The organism is Streptomyces sp. NPDC002787 (assembly GCF_053592095.1).
This window is the reverse complement of record NZ_JBSFVC010000004.1, coordinates 67,333-82,555: the sequence shown is the minus strand read 5'-3', so window position 1 is coordinate 82,555 and position 15,223 is coordinate 67,333. Positions and strand designations below refer to the sequence as shown.

Annotated in this window: 15 protein-coding genes, 1 pseudogene and 1 riboswitch; of the genes and pseudogenes, 6 read left to right on the top strand and 10 right to left on the bottom strand. The window is 72.8% G+C overall.

Annotated features, from left to right (window positions below; all coding sequences use genetic code 11):
• The first annotated feature begins 38 nt into the window (after positions 1–38).
• Positions 39–767, top strand: a complete 729-nt coding sequence (locus ACWD26_RS06445; protein ID WP_451266832.1) for a ZIP family metal transporter — start codon at positions 39–41, stop codon at positions 765–767.
• A 20-nt stretch (positions 768–787) separates the two neighbouring features.
• Here ACWD26_RS06445 and ACWD26_RS06440 read toward each other — a convergent pair.
• From ACWD26_RS06440 to ACWD26_RS06410, 7 genes and pseudogenes are all read right to left on the bottom strand, one after another.
• A pseudogene (locus ACWD26_RS06440) lies at positions 788–931 on the bottom strand (precorrin-2 C(20)-methyltransferase); the annotation flags it as partial.
• 14 nt (positions 932–945) lie between these two features.
• Positions 946–2,472 carry a cobyrinate a,c-diamide synthase gene (locus ACWD26_RS06435; RefSeq protein WP_451266830.1) on the bottom strand — a complete coding sequence of 509 codons (1,527 nt, stop codon included), beginning with the start codon at positions 2,470–2,472 and terminating at the stop codon, positions 946–948.
• Positions 2,473–2,476: 4 nt separating this feature from the next.
• Positions 2,477–3,076 (bottom strand): cob(I)yrinic acid a,c-diamide adenosyltransferase, encoded by a 600-nt coding sequence (cobO, locus tag ACWD26_RS06430; protein WP_451266828.1) that lies wholly within the window; start codon positions 3,074–3,076, stop codon positions 2,477–2,479.
• A complete protein-coding gene (locus ACWD26_RS06425; protein WP_451266826.1) occupies positions 3,076–5,088 on the bottom strand; it encodes a putative cobaltochelatase in 2,013 nt (670 codons plus the stop codon). The genes cobO and ACWD26_RS06425 overlap by 1 nt, the downstream gene beginning before the upstream one ends.
• Before the next feature lie 166 nt (positions 5,089–5,254).
• On the bottom strand, positions 5,255–5,458 hold the full coding sequence (locus ACWD26_RS06420; RefSeq protein WP_451266824.1) for a hypothetical protein: 204 nt from the start codon (positions 5,456–5,458) through the stop codon (positions 5,255–5,257).
• Positions 5,455–6,981, bottom strand: coding sequence for a cobyric acid synthase (locus ACWD26_RS06415; RefSeq protein WP_451266822.1), 1,527 nt, complete (start codon positions 6,979–6,981; stop codon positions 5,455–5,457). The genes ACWD26_RS06420 and ACWD26_RS06415 overlap by 4 nt, the downstream gene beginning before the upstream one ends.
• Complete coding sequence (locus ACWD26_RS06410) at positions 6,978–7,928, bottom strand: cobalamin biosynthesis protein (protein WP_451266820.1); 951 nt, start codon at positions 7,926–7,928, stop codon at positions 6,978–6,980. The genes ACWD26_RS06415 and ACWD26_RS06410 overlap by 4 nt, the downstream gene beginning before the upstream one ends.
• Positions 7,929–8,026: 98 nt before the next feature.
• A riboswitch (cobalamin riboswitch) is annotated at positions 8,027–8,170 on the bottom strand.
• 34 nt (positions 8,171–8,204) lie between these two features.
• On the opposite strand from ACWD26_RS06410, the gene ACWD26_RS06405 reads away from it, so the two are divergent.
• Both ACWD26_RS06405 and ACWD26_RS06400 read left to right on the top strand, forming a co-directional pair.
• The gene (locus tag ACWD26_RS06405) at positions 8,205–8,387 is read left to right on the top strand and encodes a DUF397 domain-containing protein (protein WP_451266818.1); all 183 of its coding nucleotides are present in this window, start codon (positions 8,205–8,207) and stop codon (positions 8,385–8,387) included.
• 30 nt (positions 8,388–8,417) lie between these two features.
• The gene (locus ACWD26_RS06400) at positions 8,418–8,729 is read left to right on the top strand and encodes a hypothetical protein (protein WP_451266816.1); all 312 of its coding nucleotides are present in this window, start codon (positions 8,418–8,420) and stop codon (positions 8,727–8,729) included.
• Positions 8,730–8,826: 97 nt separating this feature from the next.
• Here the strand turns inward: ACWD26_RS06400 and ACWD26_RS06395 are convergent, their stop codons facing one another.
• The 3 genes from ACWD26_RS06395 to ACWD26_RS06385 form a co-directional block, all read right to left on the bottom strand.
• Positions 8,827–9,048 (bottom strand): hypothetical protein, encoded by a 222-nt coding sequence (locus ACWD26_RS06395; RefSeq protein ID WP_451266814.1) that lies wholly within the window; start codon positions 9,046–9,048, stop codon positions 8,827–8,829.
• 31 nt (positions 9,049–9,079) lie between these two features.
• On the bottom strand, positions 9,080–10,342 hold the full coding sequence (locus ACWD26_RS06390) for an anion permease (protein ID WP_451266812.1): 1,263 nt from the start codon (positions 10,340–10,342) through the stop codon (positions 9,080–9,082).
• Between the two features lie 231 nt (positions 10,343–10,573).
• Positions 10,574–11,344, bottom strand: a complete 771-nt coding sequence (locus ACWD26_RS06385; protein WP_451266810.1) for a lysozyme — start codon at positions 11,342–11,344, stop codon at positions 10,574–10,576.
• 196 nt (positions 11,345–11,540) lie between these two features.
• Between ACWD26_RS06385 and ACWD26_RS06380 the strand changes: the two genes are divergently transcribed.
• From ACWD26_RS06380 to ACWD26_RS06370, 3 genes are all read left to right on the top strand, one after another.
• Positions 11,541–12,272: a class II aldolase/adducin family protein gene (locus tag ACWD26_RS06380; protein WP_451266808.1), complete on the top strand. Its 732-nt coding sequence runs from the start codon at positions 11,541–11,543 to the stop codon at positions 12,270–12,272.
• Positions 12,273–12,452: 180 nt separating this feature from the next.
• Entirely contained in the window at positions 12,453–13,580 is a 1,128-nt protein-coding gene (locus tag ACWD26_RS06375) for an alpha/beta hydrolase family protein (protein WP_451266806.1), read from the top strand.
• 232 nt (positions 13,581–13,812) lie between these two features.
• The gene (locus ACWD26_RS06370) at positions 13,813–15,210 is read left to right on the top strand and encodes a hypothetical protein (protein WP_451266804.1); all 1,398 of its coding nucleotides are present in this window, start codon (positions 13,813–13,815) and stop codon (positions 15,208–15,210) included.
• The last annotated feature ends 13 nt before the right edge of the window (positions 15,211–15,223 follow it).

Genomic DNA, 15,223 nt, shown 5'->3' with positions numbered 1-15,223 from the left:
GCACACGCGAGGCTCGGCTCTTCCGGTAGCACATACGCATGGCGGTCTTCGTAGCGCTCGGCGCGTTCCTCATGACGCTGCTCGGCGGCTGGACGGCACAACGAGTGACGGACCGCCGTCACCTGGTGCTGGGCCTGGCCGGCGGCCTGATGCTGGGCGTGGTCGGCCTCGACCTGCTGCCGGAGGCCCTGGAGGCCGCCGGCGACGAGGTCTTCGGCGTCCCGGCCGCCCTGCTGCTGTTCGTCGGCGGTTTCCTCCTGGCCCACCTGGTGGAACGCCTGCTCGCGGCCCGGCAGGCCGCACACGGCGCCGAGGAGCACAACGGCCGTACGCCACAGGTGGGTCTGACGGCCGCGGCGGCGATGGTCGGACACAGCGCCATGGACGGCGTCGCCATCGGCGCGGCCTTCCAGATCGGCGAGGGCATGGGCATCGCGGTCGCGCTCGCGGTGATCGCCCACGACTTCGCGGACGGCTTCAACACGTACACCCTCACGAGCGTGTACGGCAACGCCCGCCGCCGCGCGCTCGCGATGCTGTTCGCGGACGCGGCGGCCCCGGTGGCGGGAGCCGCCTCCACGCTGCTGTTCACGATCCCGGAGGGACCCCTCGGCTGCTACCTCGGCTTCTTCGGCGGCGCACTCCTCTACCTCGCCGCCGCCGAGATCCTCCCCGAGGCCCACCACGAACACCCGGCCCGCTCCACCCTGCTGTGCACGATCGCCGGGGCGGCCTTCATCTGGCTGGTGGTGGGCGTGGCGGAGTGAGAGGAGGTTCTCGGGACCGGTCACGGCTTCCCACCGCGTCCGCCGTCGCGCCGGGCGGGCGCGACGAGGGTGGACAGGTAGGGGAGAGGACGGCCGTCCAACTCGTCGGCGGCCCGGACGGACTCCTCAACCGGCCCCAGCGCGGACCCCCACACGGCGTCCTCGATCAGCCTGTTGCTCATGACGTCCGGCACCCCTCCACGAACCGACGGGCGACACCGGGCTCCGACGCCCAGTGCGTGTGCAGATAGCTCGCGTGCACACCTCGCTGTACGAAACCCTCGACCCGCCGCCGAGGCGTCCGTATCCCCCAGGCGGGGGCCGGCCCGGCCCCCGGCTCGACGACCGTCCGGTGGAACTCGTGCCCCCGCATCCGCGTCCCCGCCGCCGCCAGCACACTGTCACCGACGGCCACCGCGTCCCGGTAACCGAGGGTGAGCCGCGCGTCCATCCGGGCCGTGGCGTCGAGCACCCCGCACATGGGCCGCCCGTCCAGCTCCCGGCACAGATACAGCAGCCCCGCGCACTCGGCGGCCACCGGAGCCCCGCTCGAGGCCAGCTCGGCGACGGCCTTCCGCAACCGCTCGTTGGCGGACAGCTCGGCGGCGTACACCTCCGGAAACCCGCCGCCGATCACCAACCCCCGTGTCTCCGGGGGCAGTTCCTCGTCACGAAGGGGGTCGAAGACGACGACTTCGGCACCGGCGGCGGCCAACAGCTCACCGTGTTCCGCATAGGAGAAGGTAAAGGCGGGCCCACCGGCCACGGCAACCCGCGTGGGCCGCGCCGAAGACGAGACACGGGGGCTTGGGGACGCGGCCCCGCCCCCTTCAGCCCGTCCGGCGTTCGAGGACGAGGCCGCAGGCCGAAAGCGGGGGTCTGGGGGCGCAGCCCCCAGGGTCGGGACGGGAAGGGGCGGCGGGGGCGAGAAAGCCAAGGCCTCAGCCGCGTCCCACGCCGCCCCCGACAACACCCCCGCACTCCGCGCCAGCCCGACCAGCGCCTCCAGATCACACCCCGCCCGCACCTGCGCCGCCATCGCGGCGACCGCCTCCACCGCCGCCGCCTGCCGCTCGGCCACCGGCACCAGCCCCAGATGCCGGGACGGCGTGTCCACCTGAGGGGCACGCCGCAGCACCCCCAGCACCGGCACCCCCGTAGAGTCCAAGGCCTCCCGCAGCATCTCCTCGTGCCGGTCCGAGGCGACCTTGTTGAGGATCACACCCCCGACCCGCACCTCGGGATCCCAGGAGACGAACCCGTGCACCAGCGCCGCCACGGACCGCGACTGCGACGACGCGTCCACGACGAGCACCACCGGCGCCCGCAGCAGCTTCGCCACATGCGCGGTGGACGCCAACTCCCCTTCCCCAGCCGCCCCGTCGAACATCCCCATCACACCCTCGACGACGGCGATGTCGCACCCCCGCGCCCCGTGCGCGAACAGCGGAGCCATCAGCTCCGGCCCGCACATGTACGCGTCGAGGTTGCGCCCCACCCGCCCACAGGCGAGCGCGTGATACCCGGGATCGATGTAGTCCGGCCCCACCTTGTGCGGGGACACGGCGAGCCCCCGCGCGGCGAACGCGGCCATCAACCCCGTGGCCACGGTGGTCTTGCCGCTCCCCGAGGAGGGCGCGGCGACGACCAGCCGGGGCACGGAGGACGAGGCGGAGGACGAGGCGAAGGACGGGGAGGAGGTCACGGCGTCACCACTCGATGCCTCTCTGGCCCTTCTGGCCCGCGTCCATGGGGTGCTTGACCTTGGACATGTCGGTCACGAGGTCCGCGAAGTCGACGAGCTTCTCGGGCGCGTTCCGCCCGGTGATCACCACATGCTGGGTCCCCGGCCGGTGGCGCAGCACGTCCACGACCTCGTCCGTGTCCACCCACCCCCAGTGCATGGGGTAGGCGAACTCGTCGAGGACGTACAGCTTGTACGTCTCCGCCGCCAGGTCCCGCTTGACCTGCTCCCAGCCCTCCCGGGCCTTCTCCTCGTTGTCCATCTGGCCGTCGCGCTGCACCCACGACCAGCCCTCACCCATCTTGTGCCAGTCGACGGACCCGCCCTCACCGGACGCCCCGAGCACCCGCAGCGCGTTCTCCTCGCCGACCTTCCACTTCGCCGACTTGACGAACTGGAACACCCCGATCGGCCACCCCTGGTTCCAGGCGCGCAGCGCCAGTCCGAACGCGGCGGTGGACTTGCCCTTCCCGATGCCCGTGTGCACGAACACCAGCGGACGATTCCTGCGCTGACGCGTCGTCAGCCCGTCGTCCGGTACGACACTCGGCTGCCCCTGAGGCATTACGCGGCCCTCCTAGAAGTCCTCTGCGAAGTCCCTTGCACATCACGTACGAGCCCGGCGATGGAATCCGCTCGAAGCTCGTCCAACGTCACCGCCGTGCCGCCCAGCTCACCCGCGAGCCGCCCGGCCAGCCCCAGCCGGACATGGCCCGACTCGCAGTCCACGACCACGGAGGCGATGCCCTCGGCCGCGAACAGCCGGGCCGCCCGCCCGGCGAGCGCGACCGGCTCGGGGCCGCCCGTGGCCCGCCCGTCGGTCACGACCACGACGAGCGCCCGCCGCGCGGGGTCCCGCAGCCGCTCCACCCGCAGCACCTCATGGGCCCGCAGCAACCCGGCGGCCAGCGGCGTCCGCCCGCCCGTGGGCAGCGACTCCAGCCGGGACGCCGCCGCCTCCACGGACGAGGTCGGCGGCAACGCCACCTCGGCGGCCGACCCCCGGAAGGTCACCAGCCCCACCTTGTCCCGCCGCTGGTAGGCGTCCAGCAGCAGCGACAGCACCGCCCCCTTCACCGCACTCATCCGCTGCCGGGCCGCCATCGATCCGGAGGCGTCGACCACGAACAGCACGAGGTTCCCCTCCCGCCCCTCCCGGGTCGCCTGCCGCAGATCGTCACGGCGCACGACCAGCCCCGGCCCCGACCGGCCCCGCGCCCGCTGGTGCGGCGCGGCGGCCTGGACCGTGGCGGCCAGGTGCAGCTTGGTCAGCGTGCCGCGCGGACGACGCGCCCCGGTCGTCCGCCCGTGCTCGGTCCGCGCCCGCGAACGCCGCCCGGCGGCGCCCTCACCGAGCCCCGGCACACTCAGCACCTTCGTACGAAAGGGCTCGGCGGCCCGTACGGCGGACTGCTCGCCCGCCCCGGCGCCGGCGGGCTGCGGCTCCCCGCCCTCCCCGGCCTCCGGCCGCGCACCGGTGTCACCGTCCTGTGGCCCCTCGGGCTCCGAGGAGGGCGGCTGCCCGCCACCCCCGTCCGGACCGGGATCAGGGTCCTCGTCTTCCGACGGCCCCCCGAACTCCTCCAGCGTCTCGTCGAGCTTGTCCTCGTCGAGTCCCGGCGCGTCGAACGGGTTCCTGCGCCGCCGGTGCGGCAGCGCGAGCAGCGCCGCCTGGCGCACATCCTCCGCCAGCACCTCGGTCCGCCCGGCCCACGCGGCCAGCGCGGTCGCCGTCCGCGCCATCACGATGTCGGCCCGCATCCCGTCGACCTCGAACGCCGCGCACGTCGCCGCGATCTGCCGCAGCGCCGCGTCACCGAGCACCACCGACGGCAACAGCTCCCGCGCGGCCACGATCCGGGCCCGTACGGCGGCCTCCTCGTCGGCCCAGCGCGCCGCGAAACCGGCCGGGTCGTCGTCGTAGGCGAGCCGCCTCCGTACGACCTCCACCCGCTGGTCCGGCTCCCGCGAGGCCGCGACCTCGACGGTCAGCCCGAACCGGTCGAGCAACTGCGGCCGCAGCTCGCCCTCCTCGGGGTTCATCGTCCCCACGAGCAGGAAGCGGGCGGCATGCCGTATGGAGACGCCCTCCCGCTCGACGTACGAGGCGCCCATCGCGGCCGCGTCGAGCAGCAGGTCGACGAGGTGGTCGTGGAGCAGGTTGACCTCGTCGACGTACAGGATCCCGCGATGCGCGTCGGCCAGCAGCCCCGGTTCGAACGCCTTCACGCCCTCCGACAGCGCCCGTTCGATGTCGAGCGCACCGACGAGCCGGTCCTCGGAGGCACCCACGGGCAGCTCGACCATCCGCGACGGCCGCGCCTCGAACGCCGGCTCGTGCGGCCCGTCCGGGCACCCGGGGTCCGGCTTCACGGGATCGCACGAGAAGCGGCACCCGGCGACGACCTCCACCTCCGGCAACAGCGCCGAGAGCGCCCGCACGGCGGTGGACTTGGCGGTGCCCTTCTCGCCGCGCACGAGCACACCGCCGACGTTCGGTGCGATCGCGTTGAGGAGTAGGGCGAGTTGCAGGTCGCCCTGCCCGACGATGGCGGTGAAGGGGAAGTGCGTACTCACGAGTTGATCCCTCCTGTGGGAGAAAGGGCGAGATGAGGGCGACTCTGAGGCTCGTGAGCGGTCAACCCGGAGCCGTGCTCCCTGCCCGAGCGGGGATGGTCCGGCGGTGTCGCCCGCGGTGGGCGGCGTCTCGGTGTGCTCCCCGCGCATGCGGGGATCGCGGAGATCACTCGTCTCCCTCCAGATCTTCCTCAACGTCCAGGTAGGTCGTCCGAGTCAACTCCGCGCCGTGCACGGCCTCGCCCCCGAGCAGGACGGTCGGGGCGCCCGAGACCCGCGGCGCGGCGAGCCCGTCCTCCCAGGCGGCGGCCCTGGCCGCCAGGAGGTCGGTGTCGGAAGTCGACGACAACAGCACGGTGCCGGGGCTCATGCGGGCGCTCCCGGTGGGATGAAGGGCAGTCCTGTCGGTGCGCCCGACTCGATGAGCCGCCACAGCGCGTCCGTGTCCGCGTGCTCCTCGATCAGATCGCCGAGCCGGTCCAGTTGCTCCTCACGCAGCGCCGCGAACGAGGTGTCGGACGCCGGTACGAACCGACGCCCCGCGGCGGCCGCCACCTCCCGCAGAAAGGCCCGCCGGAACCCGTCCGACTCCAACGACCCGTGCCAGTGCGTGCCCCAGGTCTGCCCGACCCGGCACCCGTCCAGGAAGGGTTCGCCGCCCTCGATCCCGGCGACCCCGTGATGGATCTCGTACCCCTCGACCCGTTCCCCGAGGGCCTCACCGACGGGCCGCGCGAGCGTCTTCTCACGGGCGAACCGCACGCGAACGGGCAGGAGTCCGAGCCCTTCCACGTGCCCCCGCCGGCTCTCGACCTCGTCCTCGATGTGCTCCCCGAGCACCTGGAACCCGCCACACAGGCCGAGGATCGGCCGCCCTTCCGCGGCCCTGCGGACGAGGGCGTCGGCGAGCCCCCGCTCCCGCAGCCACTCCAGCGCCCGTACCGTTCCCCGGGTCCCTGGGATGACGACGAGATCCGCGTCGGCCAGTTCCTCGGGCCGGTCCACGAACCGCACGACGACACCGGGTTCGGCGGCGAGCGCGTCCACATCGGTGAAGTTGGACATCAGCGGGATCGCGCACACGGCGACCCGCAGCACGTCCTCCCCGACGGGCGGCGCGACGTTCGACTCGCGGACGGTTCCGCGCAGGGAGACCCGCAGCCCGTCCTCCTCGTCGATGCCGAGCCCGTGCCGGAAGGGCAGCACACCGTACGTGTGCCGCCCGGTGAGTCCGTGCAGCATGTCGAGCCCGGGCTCCAGCAGGGAGACGTCCCCGCGGAACTTGTTGACGAGGAACCCGGCGACGAGGGCCTGATCCTCGGCGGAGAGCAGTGCGACGGTCCCGAAGAAGGACGCGAAGACACCCCCACGATCGATGTCGCCGACGACGAGCACGGGAAGCCCGGCACCGCGGGCGATCCCCATGTTGACGATGTCGGTCCGCCGAAGGTTGATCTCGGCGGGACTGCCGGCCCCCTCACAGATCACCGCGTCATACGTGCCCCGCAACTCGGCGAGACAGTCGAGAACGGTTCCGAGAAGCTTCTGCTGCCGTCCCCCGTGATACCCCCGCGCGCTCATCTCCCCCACGGGCTTCCCCAGCAGCACCACCTGACTGCTCCGCTCCCCACCGGGTTTGAGCAGCACGGGATTCATGAGCGCGGTCGGCTCGACGCGACAGGCCTGGGCCTGCATGGCCTGCGCCCGCCCGATCTCGGCGCCCTCGTTCGTCACGAACGAATTGAGCGACATGTTCTGCGCCTTGAACGGCGCGACCTTGACACCCCGCCGCACCAGCCACCGGCAGATCCCGGCGGTGACGACACTCTTGCCGGCGTCGGAGGTGGTGCCGGCCACGAGCAGCCCCCCACCCACGCCACGATCGCCGCTCATGAGTTCCCCTTCGTGACCCGGCCCAGCACCAGCGCACCCGCCGCGCTGACCCCCAACGCCAGCCAGCTCACCCGCCGCGACAACCGAACGGCCCGCTCGATGTCCTCCACGACGACGGCCCGCCCCTCCCCGTTCAGCACAGGCCGATGCTCGACCCGCCCCCCGTATGACAACGTGCCCCCCAACCGCACCCCGAGCGCCCCCGCGAACGACGCCTCCACAGGCCCTGCGTTGGGACTCGGATGCTTCCCCGCGTCCGCCCGCCAAGACCGCACGGCCCCCCGGGGGTTCCCACCGGCAACCGTGGCCAGGACGGCCGTCAGCCGGGCCCCCGGCCACCCCGCGACGTCGTCCAGCCGCGCGGAAGCCCACCCGTACCGCCGATGACGCGGGGACTTGTGCCCGACCATGGCGTCCAGCGTGTTGACGGCCCGGAACCCGAGAAGCCCCGGCACCCCACCGACGGCGCCCCACACCAGGGCACCGACCACCGCGTCCGAGGTGTTCTCGGCGACGGACTCCACGACGGCCCGCGCGATCCCGTCCCGGTCGAGTGCCTGAGGATCACGCCCGCAGAGGTGCGGCAACCGGGCCCGCGCGCCCTCGACGTCCCCTGTCTCCAGGAACCGCCCCACGGCCCTGGCCTCCCGCCCGAGCGAAGTCCCCCCGACGACGGCCCAGGTGGCGGCGGCGGTCAACGCGACGGAGGCCGCCCGCGACGGCCGTACGACGGACGAGGCCACGGCCCCCAGCGCCACGGCGCCACCCGCGCACACCGCGGTGTGCAGCGCGCCCCACCCCCGGTGGTCCCGCCACAGCACCCGTTCCACGGCACCGGCCGCCCGCCCGAACGCGGCGACCGGATGCCCCCGGCGAGGATCGCCGAGCAGCAGATCACCGAGGAGCCCGGCGGCGGCGCCGTACGCGAAGACGCGGTCGGCACGCATCGGTTCAGCCGACCACGGGGTCGGGCAACGAGCGGATATCGAGACCCGATGGGCAGCCGCGCATGGCGATATGTCCTCACTCAGGGTGTCCACGCCCTGGTTCGACGAGACCGACGGCGAGAGTTCCTGGCTCCCGGGAAGGTTCTTCCCCGGTGACAGTGGCGGGACCGCGCCGGACTCGCACCGGCTTCCTCTCCTGCCGTCGTACATGGCCCCGGCAGTCCACCACGCCCCTGGAAGACCCGTCAACTCGCTGTTGACCTGCGGTGGAATGGTGTGCTGAGCCCCACACCGCTGAAATACCGTCACGCGGACAACTGCGTGGAAGTTGCTGCCGGACAGAGGCGGGTCATGACCCGTGACTCGAACTCGAACAGTGACGCGCTGCTCGTCTTTCGCTACGCGGCGTGGTGTGGTTTTCTGGCGGGACTTGTGGACCCGGGAGCGGGCGGATCGTGAACATCCGTCCGGGGGACGGGAGGTGCGCACATGGGAGACCGAGCGAGGGAAACCGCTGCGGCGCGCGGGGGGAAGCCGGACGTCTGGCGAGAACGGGTGACCGCCGCCGCCCCACTGGCGCTCTTCTGCTCCGTGATGGGCGTGCTGTCCGTCGGGGCGGGTGCCTTGGCCGCGCTTCTCGTGCCGAGCGGTGAGGTGCGTGCCCTGGTCTGGCTGGTGGTGACCGTGCTCGGTGCCGCCGGGGCCGGCCTGTGGTGGGGACTGACCCCGGTCACGGAACGGCTCCGGGTCCTGAACCGGGCGCTGGGGGAGGCTCGGCCTAGGAGGCCGCACCACCGCTGACGATGGATCAACCCCCGTAAGCGTCATAGGACGCCCACGGGGGCTGATTCTGAAGTTGCCGGTGTCGGCCCCCAGGGGGGCCGTGGGGTTTCCGGTCTCAGGTCATGATGAGGGAAATCCCGTACGCCACTGCCGCCGCGCACAGCGCGAAGCACACGTACGCCCCAGCGGTCGCCGGTAGCACCGACTCGCCCCGGGTTGACGCCGCCTCTCGCTTGGAGAGGCCGACGATGCCCAGGGTGAAGAGGCCGACGAGGGCCACGGTGACCACGAGGCTGACTCCGAAGACGGAGCCGAGAGCTGCCCAGTCGATGTGCATGGTGGTGATCTTCCTCAGGAGGTCGCGGGGCTCAGACGGCCGTCGGCGTGGACGAGTTCGCCGGGGTCGTGGTCTCGGCGGCGGTCGTGGCCGCGGGGGCCGGGATGGTCGCCGCGAGCTCCTCGGTCACGGTGCCGGCCGGCGGCGGGGTCACCGCGGCGATGGCCGTGGTCACCACGCCCGGGGGCTCCTCGGCGTGGTCGTTCACATTGGTGTGGTCGACCACCTCGCGGCGGGAGATCACCCAGATGGCGGCGCTGGAGGCGATGAGGAAGACCGCGACGACGGCCGTGCCCCAGGTCCCGAAGGACGTCACCCACTCGGCGAGCGCGGCGACCAGCGCGGCGGCCGGCAGGGTCAGACCCCAGGCGACGAACATCCGGGTCGCCGTGGACCAGCGGACCACACCGCCCTTGCGGCCGAGGCCCGCGCCCATCACGGCACCGGAGACCGAGTGCGTGGTGGAGAGGGAGAAGCCGAGGTGCGAGGAGGCCAGGATGACCGTGGCCGCGCTGGTCTGGGCGGCGAAGCCCTGCTGCGGCTGGAGGTCGGTCAGGCCCTTGCCCATCGTGCGGATGATGCGCCAGCCGCCCAGGTAGGTGCCGAGCGCGATGGCCAGACCGGCGGAGACGATGACCCACACCGGCGGGTCGGAGTCGGGCGCGAGGGCGCCGCCGGCCACCAGGGCGAGGGTGATGATGCCCATCGTCTTCTGGGCGTCGTTGGTGCCGTGGGCGAGTGAGACCAGGCCGGCGGAGGCGATCTGACCGGCGCGGTACCCCTTGCCGGAGGCCTTCTCGCTCGTGTGCCGCCCGAGCCCGTACGTCAGCCGGGTGGCGAACATCGCCGCGACACCGGCGACCAGCGGAGCCGCGACGGCCGGTATCAGCACCTTGGTGACGAGCACGTCGCCGTGCACCGAGCCGACGCCGACCGAGGCGATCGTGGCGCCGATCAGGCCACCCATCAGGGCGTGCGAGGAACTGGAGGGGAGCCCGACGAGCCAGGTCAGCAGGTTCCAGAGGATGGCGCCCACGAGCGCCGCGAATATGACCTCTGGCTGTATGCCGGACTCGTCGACGAGCCCCTTGGAGATGGTGTTGGCGACCTCTATGGAAAGGAACGCGCCGACAAGGTTGAGCACGGCGGACATGGCCACCGCGACCTTGGGCTTCATGGCGCCGGTCGAGATGGTGGTGGCCATCGCGTTGGCGGTGTCGTGGAAACCGTTCGTAAAATCGAACGCAAGCGCGGTGATCACCACGATCGCGAGGATCAGCGAGAAGTTTTCCATTTACCCGGGCTTCTTTTGGACGTCAGTGGCATGTGGACCGTAGGCAACCTGGGTGAACGGAAGATGAACTAGGACAGGCGTACGGATGTAGCGAACGAGGTGCCGCCGTTCCGCTTGTGGGCTGACGGAGGCGTCGGCCGCGGGGAACGGCGGCACTGTCTCGAACGCAGGCGGAACGAATGGCTCCGTAAGCCCAGGTCGTAGCCTCGGCCCCGGGGAACGGCCCCAGCCTCAGCCCCGGTCCTGGCCCTGACTCTGCCCCTTGGTGAACTTCTTCAGCCGGCTCATGGATCCGTTGAAGAGATTCTGGTCACCCGGCAGGCTCCCGCTGCCGTTGTCGTGCTGCCAGATCGTCCAGAACTTCCAGCCCGCGGGTAGCTCTCCCGCCTCCGTGGAGTCGTACCGGGCCAGCCACAGCGCGTGGTTCCCGCCGAAGGCCGTGCTGTTGCCGGTGCAGGTCTTCCACCAGTGGGTGGTCGTGTAGATCACCGGACGGCGGCCGGTGAGACGCTTGACCTCGTCGCTGAACGACCTGATCCAGCCGACCATTCCGCTGTCGCTCAGGCCGTAGCACTTCTTCTTGTCGTACGGGTTGTACTCGATGTCGAGCGCCGGCGGCAGCGTCCAGCCGTCCGCGCGCCAGCCGCCGCCGTTGTTCACGAAGAAGCGGGCCTGGGTCTTCCCGGACGACGCGTGCGGCAGCGCGAAGTGGTACGCGCCGCGGATCAGGCCCGCGTTCCTGGCGCCGTCGTACTGCTGGCTGAAGTACGGGTTGCGGTAGGTGGTGGACTCGGTCGCCTTGACGTACACGAACCTGGCGCCCTTCGACTTCGCGCTCGACCAGTTCACCTTCTTCTGGTGCGAGGAGACGTCGTGCCCCTTGGGCTTGGCGGCGGCCGAGACAGGGATCTCGGTGAGGCCGGTCCCCCCTAGGGCGAGCGCCGCGACGGACGCCGCGAACACGCGGTTGCGACGACGGGACGGCTTGGGATCACGGGCCATGTTTCCCCCCGGAATGGCGACGTGTGCGACAAAACATCCGGAGGCTACGGGAAGATCACCGAATCCCGGTCGATCCCCGGCCAATCGCCAACTCTGGGTGATGTATGCACATATGGGCTCTTCCGGAGATCCGCCTTCGGCCCTACAGTGCCCCGCCCCGGACCCGTCACCGCGGCCCGCCTGGCAGGATCGCGGCATGGCTGAGCAGCAGGGGAACGCCCGGGACGAGCGGGGCGCGGGTGAGGGTCCACGGCGTTCGCGAGACGAACGGCGGCAGGGTGTGCCGGACGACGTGGCGCGCGCGTGGGACGAGCTCGTCGCGACGGCCCGCCGGACGGTGGCCGACGGTCTGGTCGTCGGCACCTCCGGCAACGTGTCCGTACGCGTGGGGGACACCGTCCTGGTCACACCGACGGGCGTGCCGTACGACCGTCTGACCCCGGACGACGTGACGGGGGTCGACCTCTCCGGCCGACAGGTCCTCGGCACCCTCCGCCCGACGAGCGAACTCCCCATGCACCTGGCGATCCACACGACCACCGACGCCCGTGCCGTCGTCCACACCCACGCGGTCCACGCGACGGCCGTCTCCACCCTCGTGAGCGAGCTGCCACTGATCCACTACATGTCCGCCGCCCTCGGCGGACCCGTCCGCGTGGCCCCCTACGCGACCTACGGCACCCCGGAGTTGGCCGAGAACATGCTCCGCGCCTTGACAGGGCGCACCGCCTGCCTGCTCCAGAACCACGGCACGATCACCTACGGAAACACCCTCGGGGAGGCCTACGACCGCACGGCCCAACTCGAATGGATGTCCCGGGTCTGGCTGACGGCCGCCTCCGTACCGGGCCTCACCCCGAACCTGCTCACCCGTGAACAGCTGGCGGCGACGGGGGACAGGCTCCGGGGGTACGGCCAGCCGGGGTGACGGCCCCCGGACGGCGCGCGGGAAGACCGGCGGGCCGGCACCGGAGGGCCGGCGCTGAACGCCGCCGGCACCGGAGGGCACGCACTGAACGCCCCCGCGACCTACCGACCTCCGTCCCCCTCGGCACCCCGACTTGCACGCCCACTGGCCCCCGACGGGGTCCGCCAGGACACTGGAGCCGTGGGTGCAGTCAAAGCGGCGGCCGTGGCCGCCGGGGTCATGTTCGCGGCCGGCGCGGCCAGTGTCGCCGCGGGCCGGCTGGCAAGCGACGCCGCCCTGAAGGCGCCGCCGGGCGGACCCCTGCCCACGGAACCCCGACTGACGGTGCACTCCACCGCCGCCGGCCGCATCGCCCTGACCCGCGCCTTCGCCTCCCAGCGCCCCGGCACCTACGGCCTCACCGGCCACGGCTCCCACGCGGTCGTCGGCAATGTCCTCAACGGCGCCCCCCACGCCCCCGACGCGGTCGTACGCCGCTTGGAACGCGTCAACCGGGGCACCCTGGAGCCCGGCGACAAGGTGCGGCTCACCCCCTACACCCACATCGGCGACCCCCGCACCGCGCTCGGCCTCGACCATGACGACGTCGACATCCCCGGCGAACTCGGCACCCTGCCTGCCTGGTTGGTGCCCGCGGACCGGGACATCTGGGTGATCGCCGTGCACGGCCTGGGCGCCACCCGCGAACACGCCATGAACGTCATGGAGTCCCTGCACCGCCACCACTTCCCGGTGCTCGCCCTCGCCTACCGGGGCGACCCGGGCGCACCCCGCTCCCCGGACGGCCTGCACCACCTCGGCGAGACCGAGTGGCGCGACGTGGACGCCGCCATCCGGTACGCCGTCCGCTTCGGCGCCGAACGCGTCGTCCTGCACGGCTGGTCCACCGGCGCCACCATGGCCCTGCGCGCCGCCACGCACTCCCCGCTGCGCGACCGCGTCGCCGGACTCGTCCTGGACTCGCCGGTCCTCGACTGGACGGCCACCCTGCGCGCCCTCGCCGCCGCCCGCCGCACCCCCGGTGTCCTGCTGCCCCTCGCCGTCCGCGCCGCCCAGGGCCGTACGGGACTGCGCGCCGCCCCCGGCGAACAGGCTGCCGTCCCGCCGGAGCTCGGGACCCCGACGCTGCTCTTCCACGGCCCCGACGACGTCGTCGCCCCCTGGGGCCCCTCTCGCAGCCTCGCCGCCCGCCACCCCGACCGGGTCACCCTGCGCACGGTCCGCCACGCCCCGCACGGCGCCATGTGGAACGCCGACCCCGAGGCGTACGAAGAGACCCTGCGCCGCTTCCTCACCCCGCTGATGTAGGGGCCCGGAGCCGTCGACGCCCCCGCACCGGCTCCCCGGTCCACCGCCGGAAGGCCGGAAGGGTCGACGGAGCTCGCCCGCCACAGAGAGGTACACCACATTCCGTTTAGCGCCGCGCCAAGGCGTTACCCGACGGTGTCGACCCCCTGGGGAACCCGTGCGTTGGCCACCCCTGTCGCCCGCTGTGACATTCCGTTTGGGTTTTCGGACCGTCAACCGGAAGACTGCCCCCGTGACGTCCCGTAACCCGCGCGACTCCAGGCTCCGACTCGTCAGCCCGCGAACCCTGGCCGCCGCTCCCCGAGCAGCAGTGACCCAGCGCCGCCGACCGGCTCCCCGGCCCCCGGAGGGCACACCGCCGCCCGGGGAACTCGCCCGCATGGCCCGCGCCGTCCTGGCGGACGCGGCCCGCGTCGCCCTCTGGGCCGACGCCGCCCTGCGCCCCGGCCGCGAGGGCGGGGGCTCCGACGGCAAGGGCACCCTCTCCGCCGCGACCGCCGAACGGGCCGCCGCCGACCTGGGGTTGACCCCGGATCAGGTGCACCACGACTGGGACACGGCCCGTCTGGCCGGCCTCGTCGAGGTGCACGGCGACAGCGCGCGCCCCGGCTGGCGGCTGCGCGCCTGGAACCGCGACGACAGCGCCGTCCTGCGCGGCTGGGTCGCGTTCTTCGACGCATGGTCCATCGCCTACCCCGAGCCCGAGGACCGCGAGCCCGCGGCGGTCGCCGAGGTCGTCTCGGCCATGCCGCAGGTGCTCTCCTTCCTCCAGCTCTCCGCCGGGCCCGTCCCCGTGGAACAGCTCCTCGACCTCCTCGAACAGCGGGTCACCGAACTGCGCACCGAGCGCTGCGAGGTCCCCTACGGCCCCCAGCCCGAGGCGACCGCGGAACCCAGCACCGAGGACACCCCCCTCGCCCCCCTCCTCGACTGGTCCCTGCGCGCCCTCGCCTCCGTCGGCGCCCTCACCTACGGCGACGGCCAGGCCACCCTCACCCCGCTCGGCAGCTGGGCGGTCTGGGTGAAGCTGGAACAGATCTGCGTCGCCGCGCAGAGTCCCGCCGGGAACATCGAGGTCTCCGCCGAGGACATGCTCAGAGGCTGCGCCCAGCTCCGGCCGAACGCAGCCCGCGCCGAGTACCGCGCCTGGCTCGCCGCCCGCCCCGTCGGCGGCGCAGTCACCGAACTCATCGAGGCCGCGCGCGGCGAGGACGCCCTCATCCGCGGCCTCGCCTTCGAGGCGCTGCGCGTCGTCGGCGCCCCCGCCGAACCGGACGTACGCACCGTCGCCGACGAGACCCCGCTGCGGCCCTACGCCCTGCTGTGGCTCGCCGAGCACGACGGCGCCGACCCCGAGGACGCCCACGAGGTCCTCACCCGGGAGGAGTCCACCTGGCTCTGGGTCGACACCGCCGCCGCCGTCGCCGACCACGGCGAGGCCCCGCTCCTCGTACGGCATCTGGAGTCCGCGGTGCAGCCCACCGTTCCCGCGCTGCTCGCCGAGGTCCGCGCGGTCGGCCACCCCCGCACCGTCCAGGTCCTGGTCGCCCTCGCCGCCGCCCACCCCGACCCCGCCCTCGCCAAGGCCGTCCGCCGCGCCGCCTTCCAGGTGCACACCGGAGGCAGCTGACCGGGGAGGCGGG

Excerpts from the sequence above, each read along its gene's own strand:
- ACWD26_RS06390 (WP_451266812.1), bottom strand. The coding sequence starts at position 10,342 with ATGGAAAACTTCTCGCTGATCCTCGCGATCGTGGTGATCACCGCGCTT.
- ACWD26_RS06395 (WP_451266814.1), bottom strand. The coding sequence starts at position 9,048 with ATGCACATCGACTGGGCAGCTCTCGGCTCCGTCTTCGGAGTCAGCCTC.
- cobO (WP_451266828.1), bottom strand. The coding sequence starts at position 3,076 with ATGCCTCAGGGGCAGCCGAGTGTCGTACCGGACGACGGGCTGACGACG.
- ACWD26_RS06415 (WP_451266822.1), bottom strand. The coding sequence starts at position 6,981 with ATGAGCGGCGATCGTGGCGTGGGTGGGGGGCTGCTCGTGGCCGGCACC.
- ACWD26_RS06385 (WP_451266810.1), bottom strand. The coding sequence starts at position 11,344 with ATGGCCCGTGATCCCAAGCCGTCCCGTCGTCGCAACCGCGTGTTCGCG.
- ACWD26_RS06400 (WP_451266816.1), top strand. The coding sequence starts at position 8,418 with ATGGGAGACCGAGCGAGGGAAACCGCTGCGGCGCGCGGGGGGAAGCCG.
- ACWD26_RS06410 (WP_451266820.1), bottom strand. The coding sequence starts at position 7,928 with ATGCGTGCCGACCGCGTCTTCGCGTACGGCGCCGCCGCCGGGCTCCTC.
- ACWD26_RS06445 (WP_451266832.1), top strand. The coding sequence starts at position 39 with ATGGCGGTCTTCGTAGCGCTCGGCGCGTTCCTCATGACGCTGCTCGGC.
- ACWD26_RS06420 (WP_451266824.1), bottom strand. The coding sequence starts at position 5,458 with ATGAGCCCCGGCACCGTGCTGTTGTCGTCGACTTCCGACACCGACCTC.
- ACWD26_RS06380 (WP_451266808.1), top strand. The coding sequence starts at position 11,541 with ATGGCTGAGCAGCAGGGGAACGCCCGGGACGAGCGGGGCGCGGGTGAG.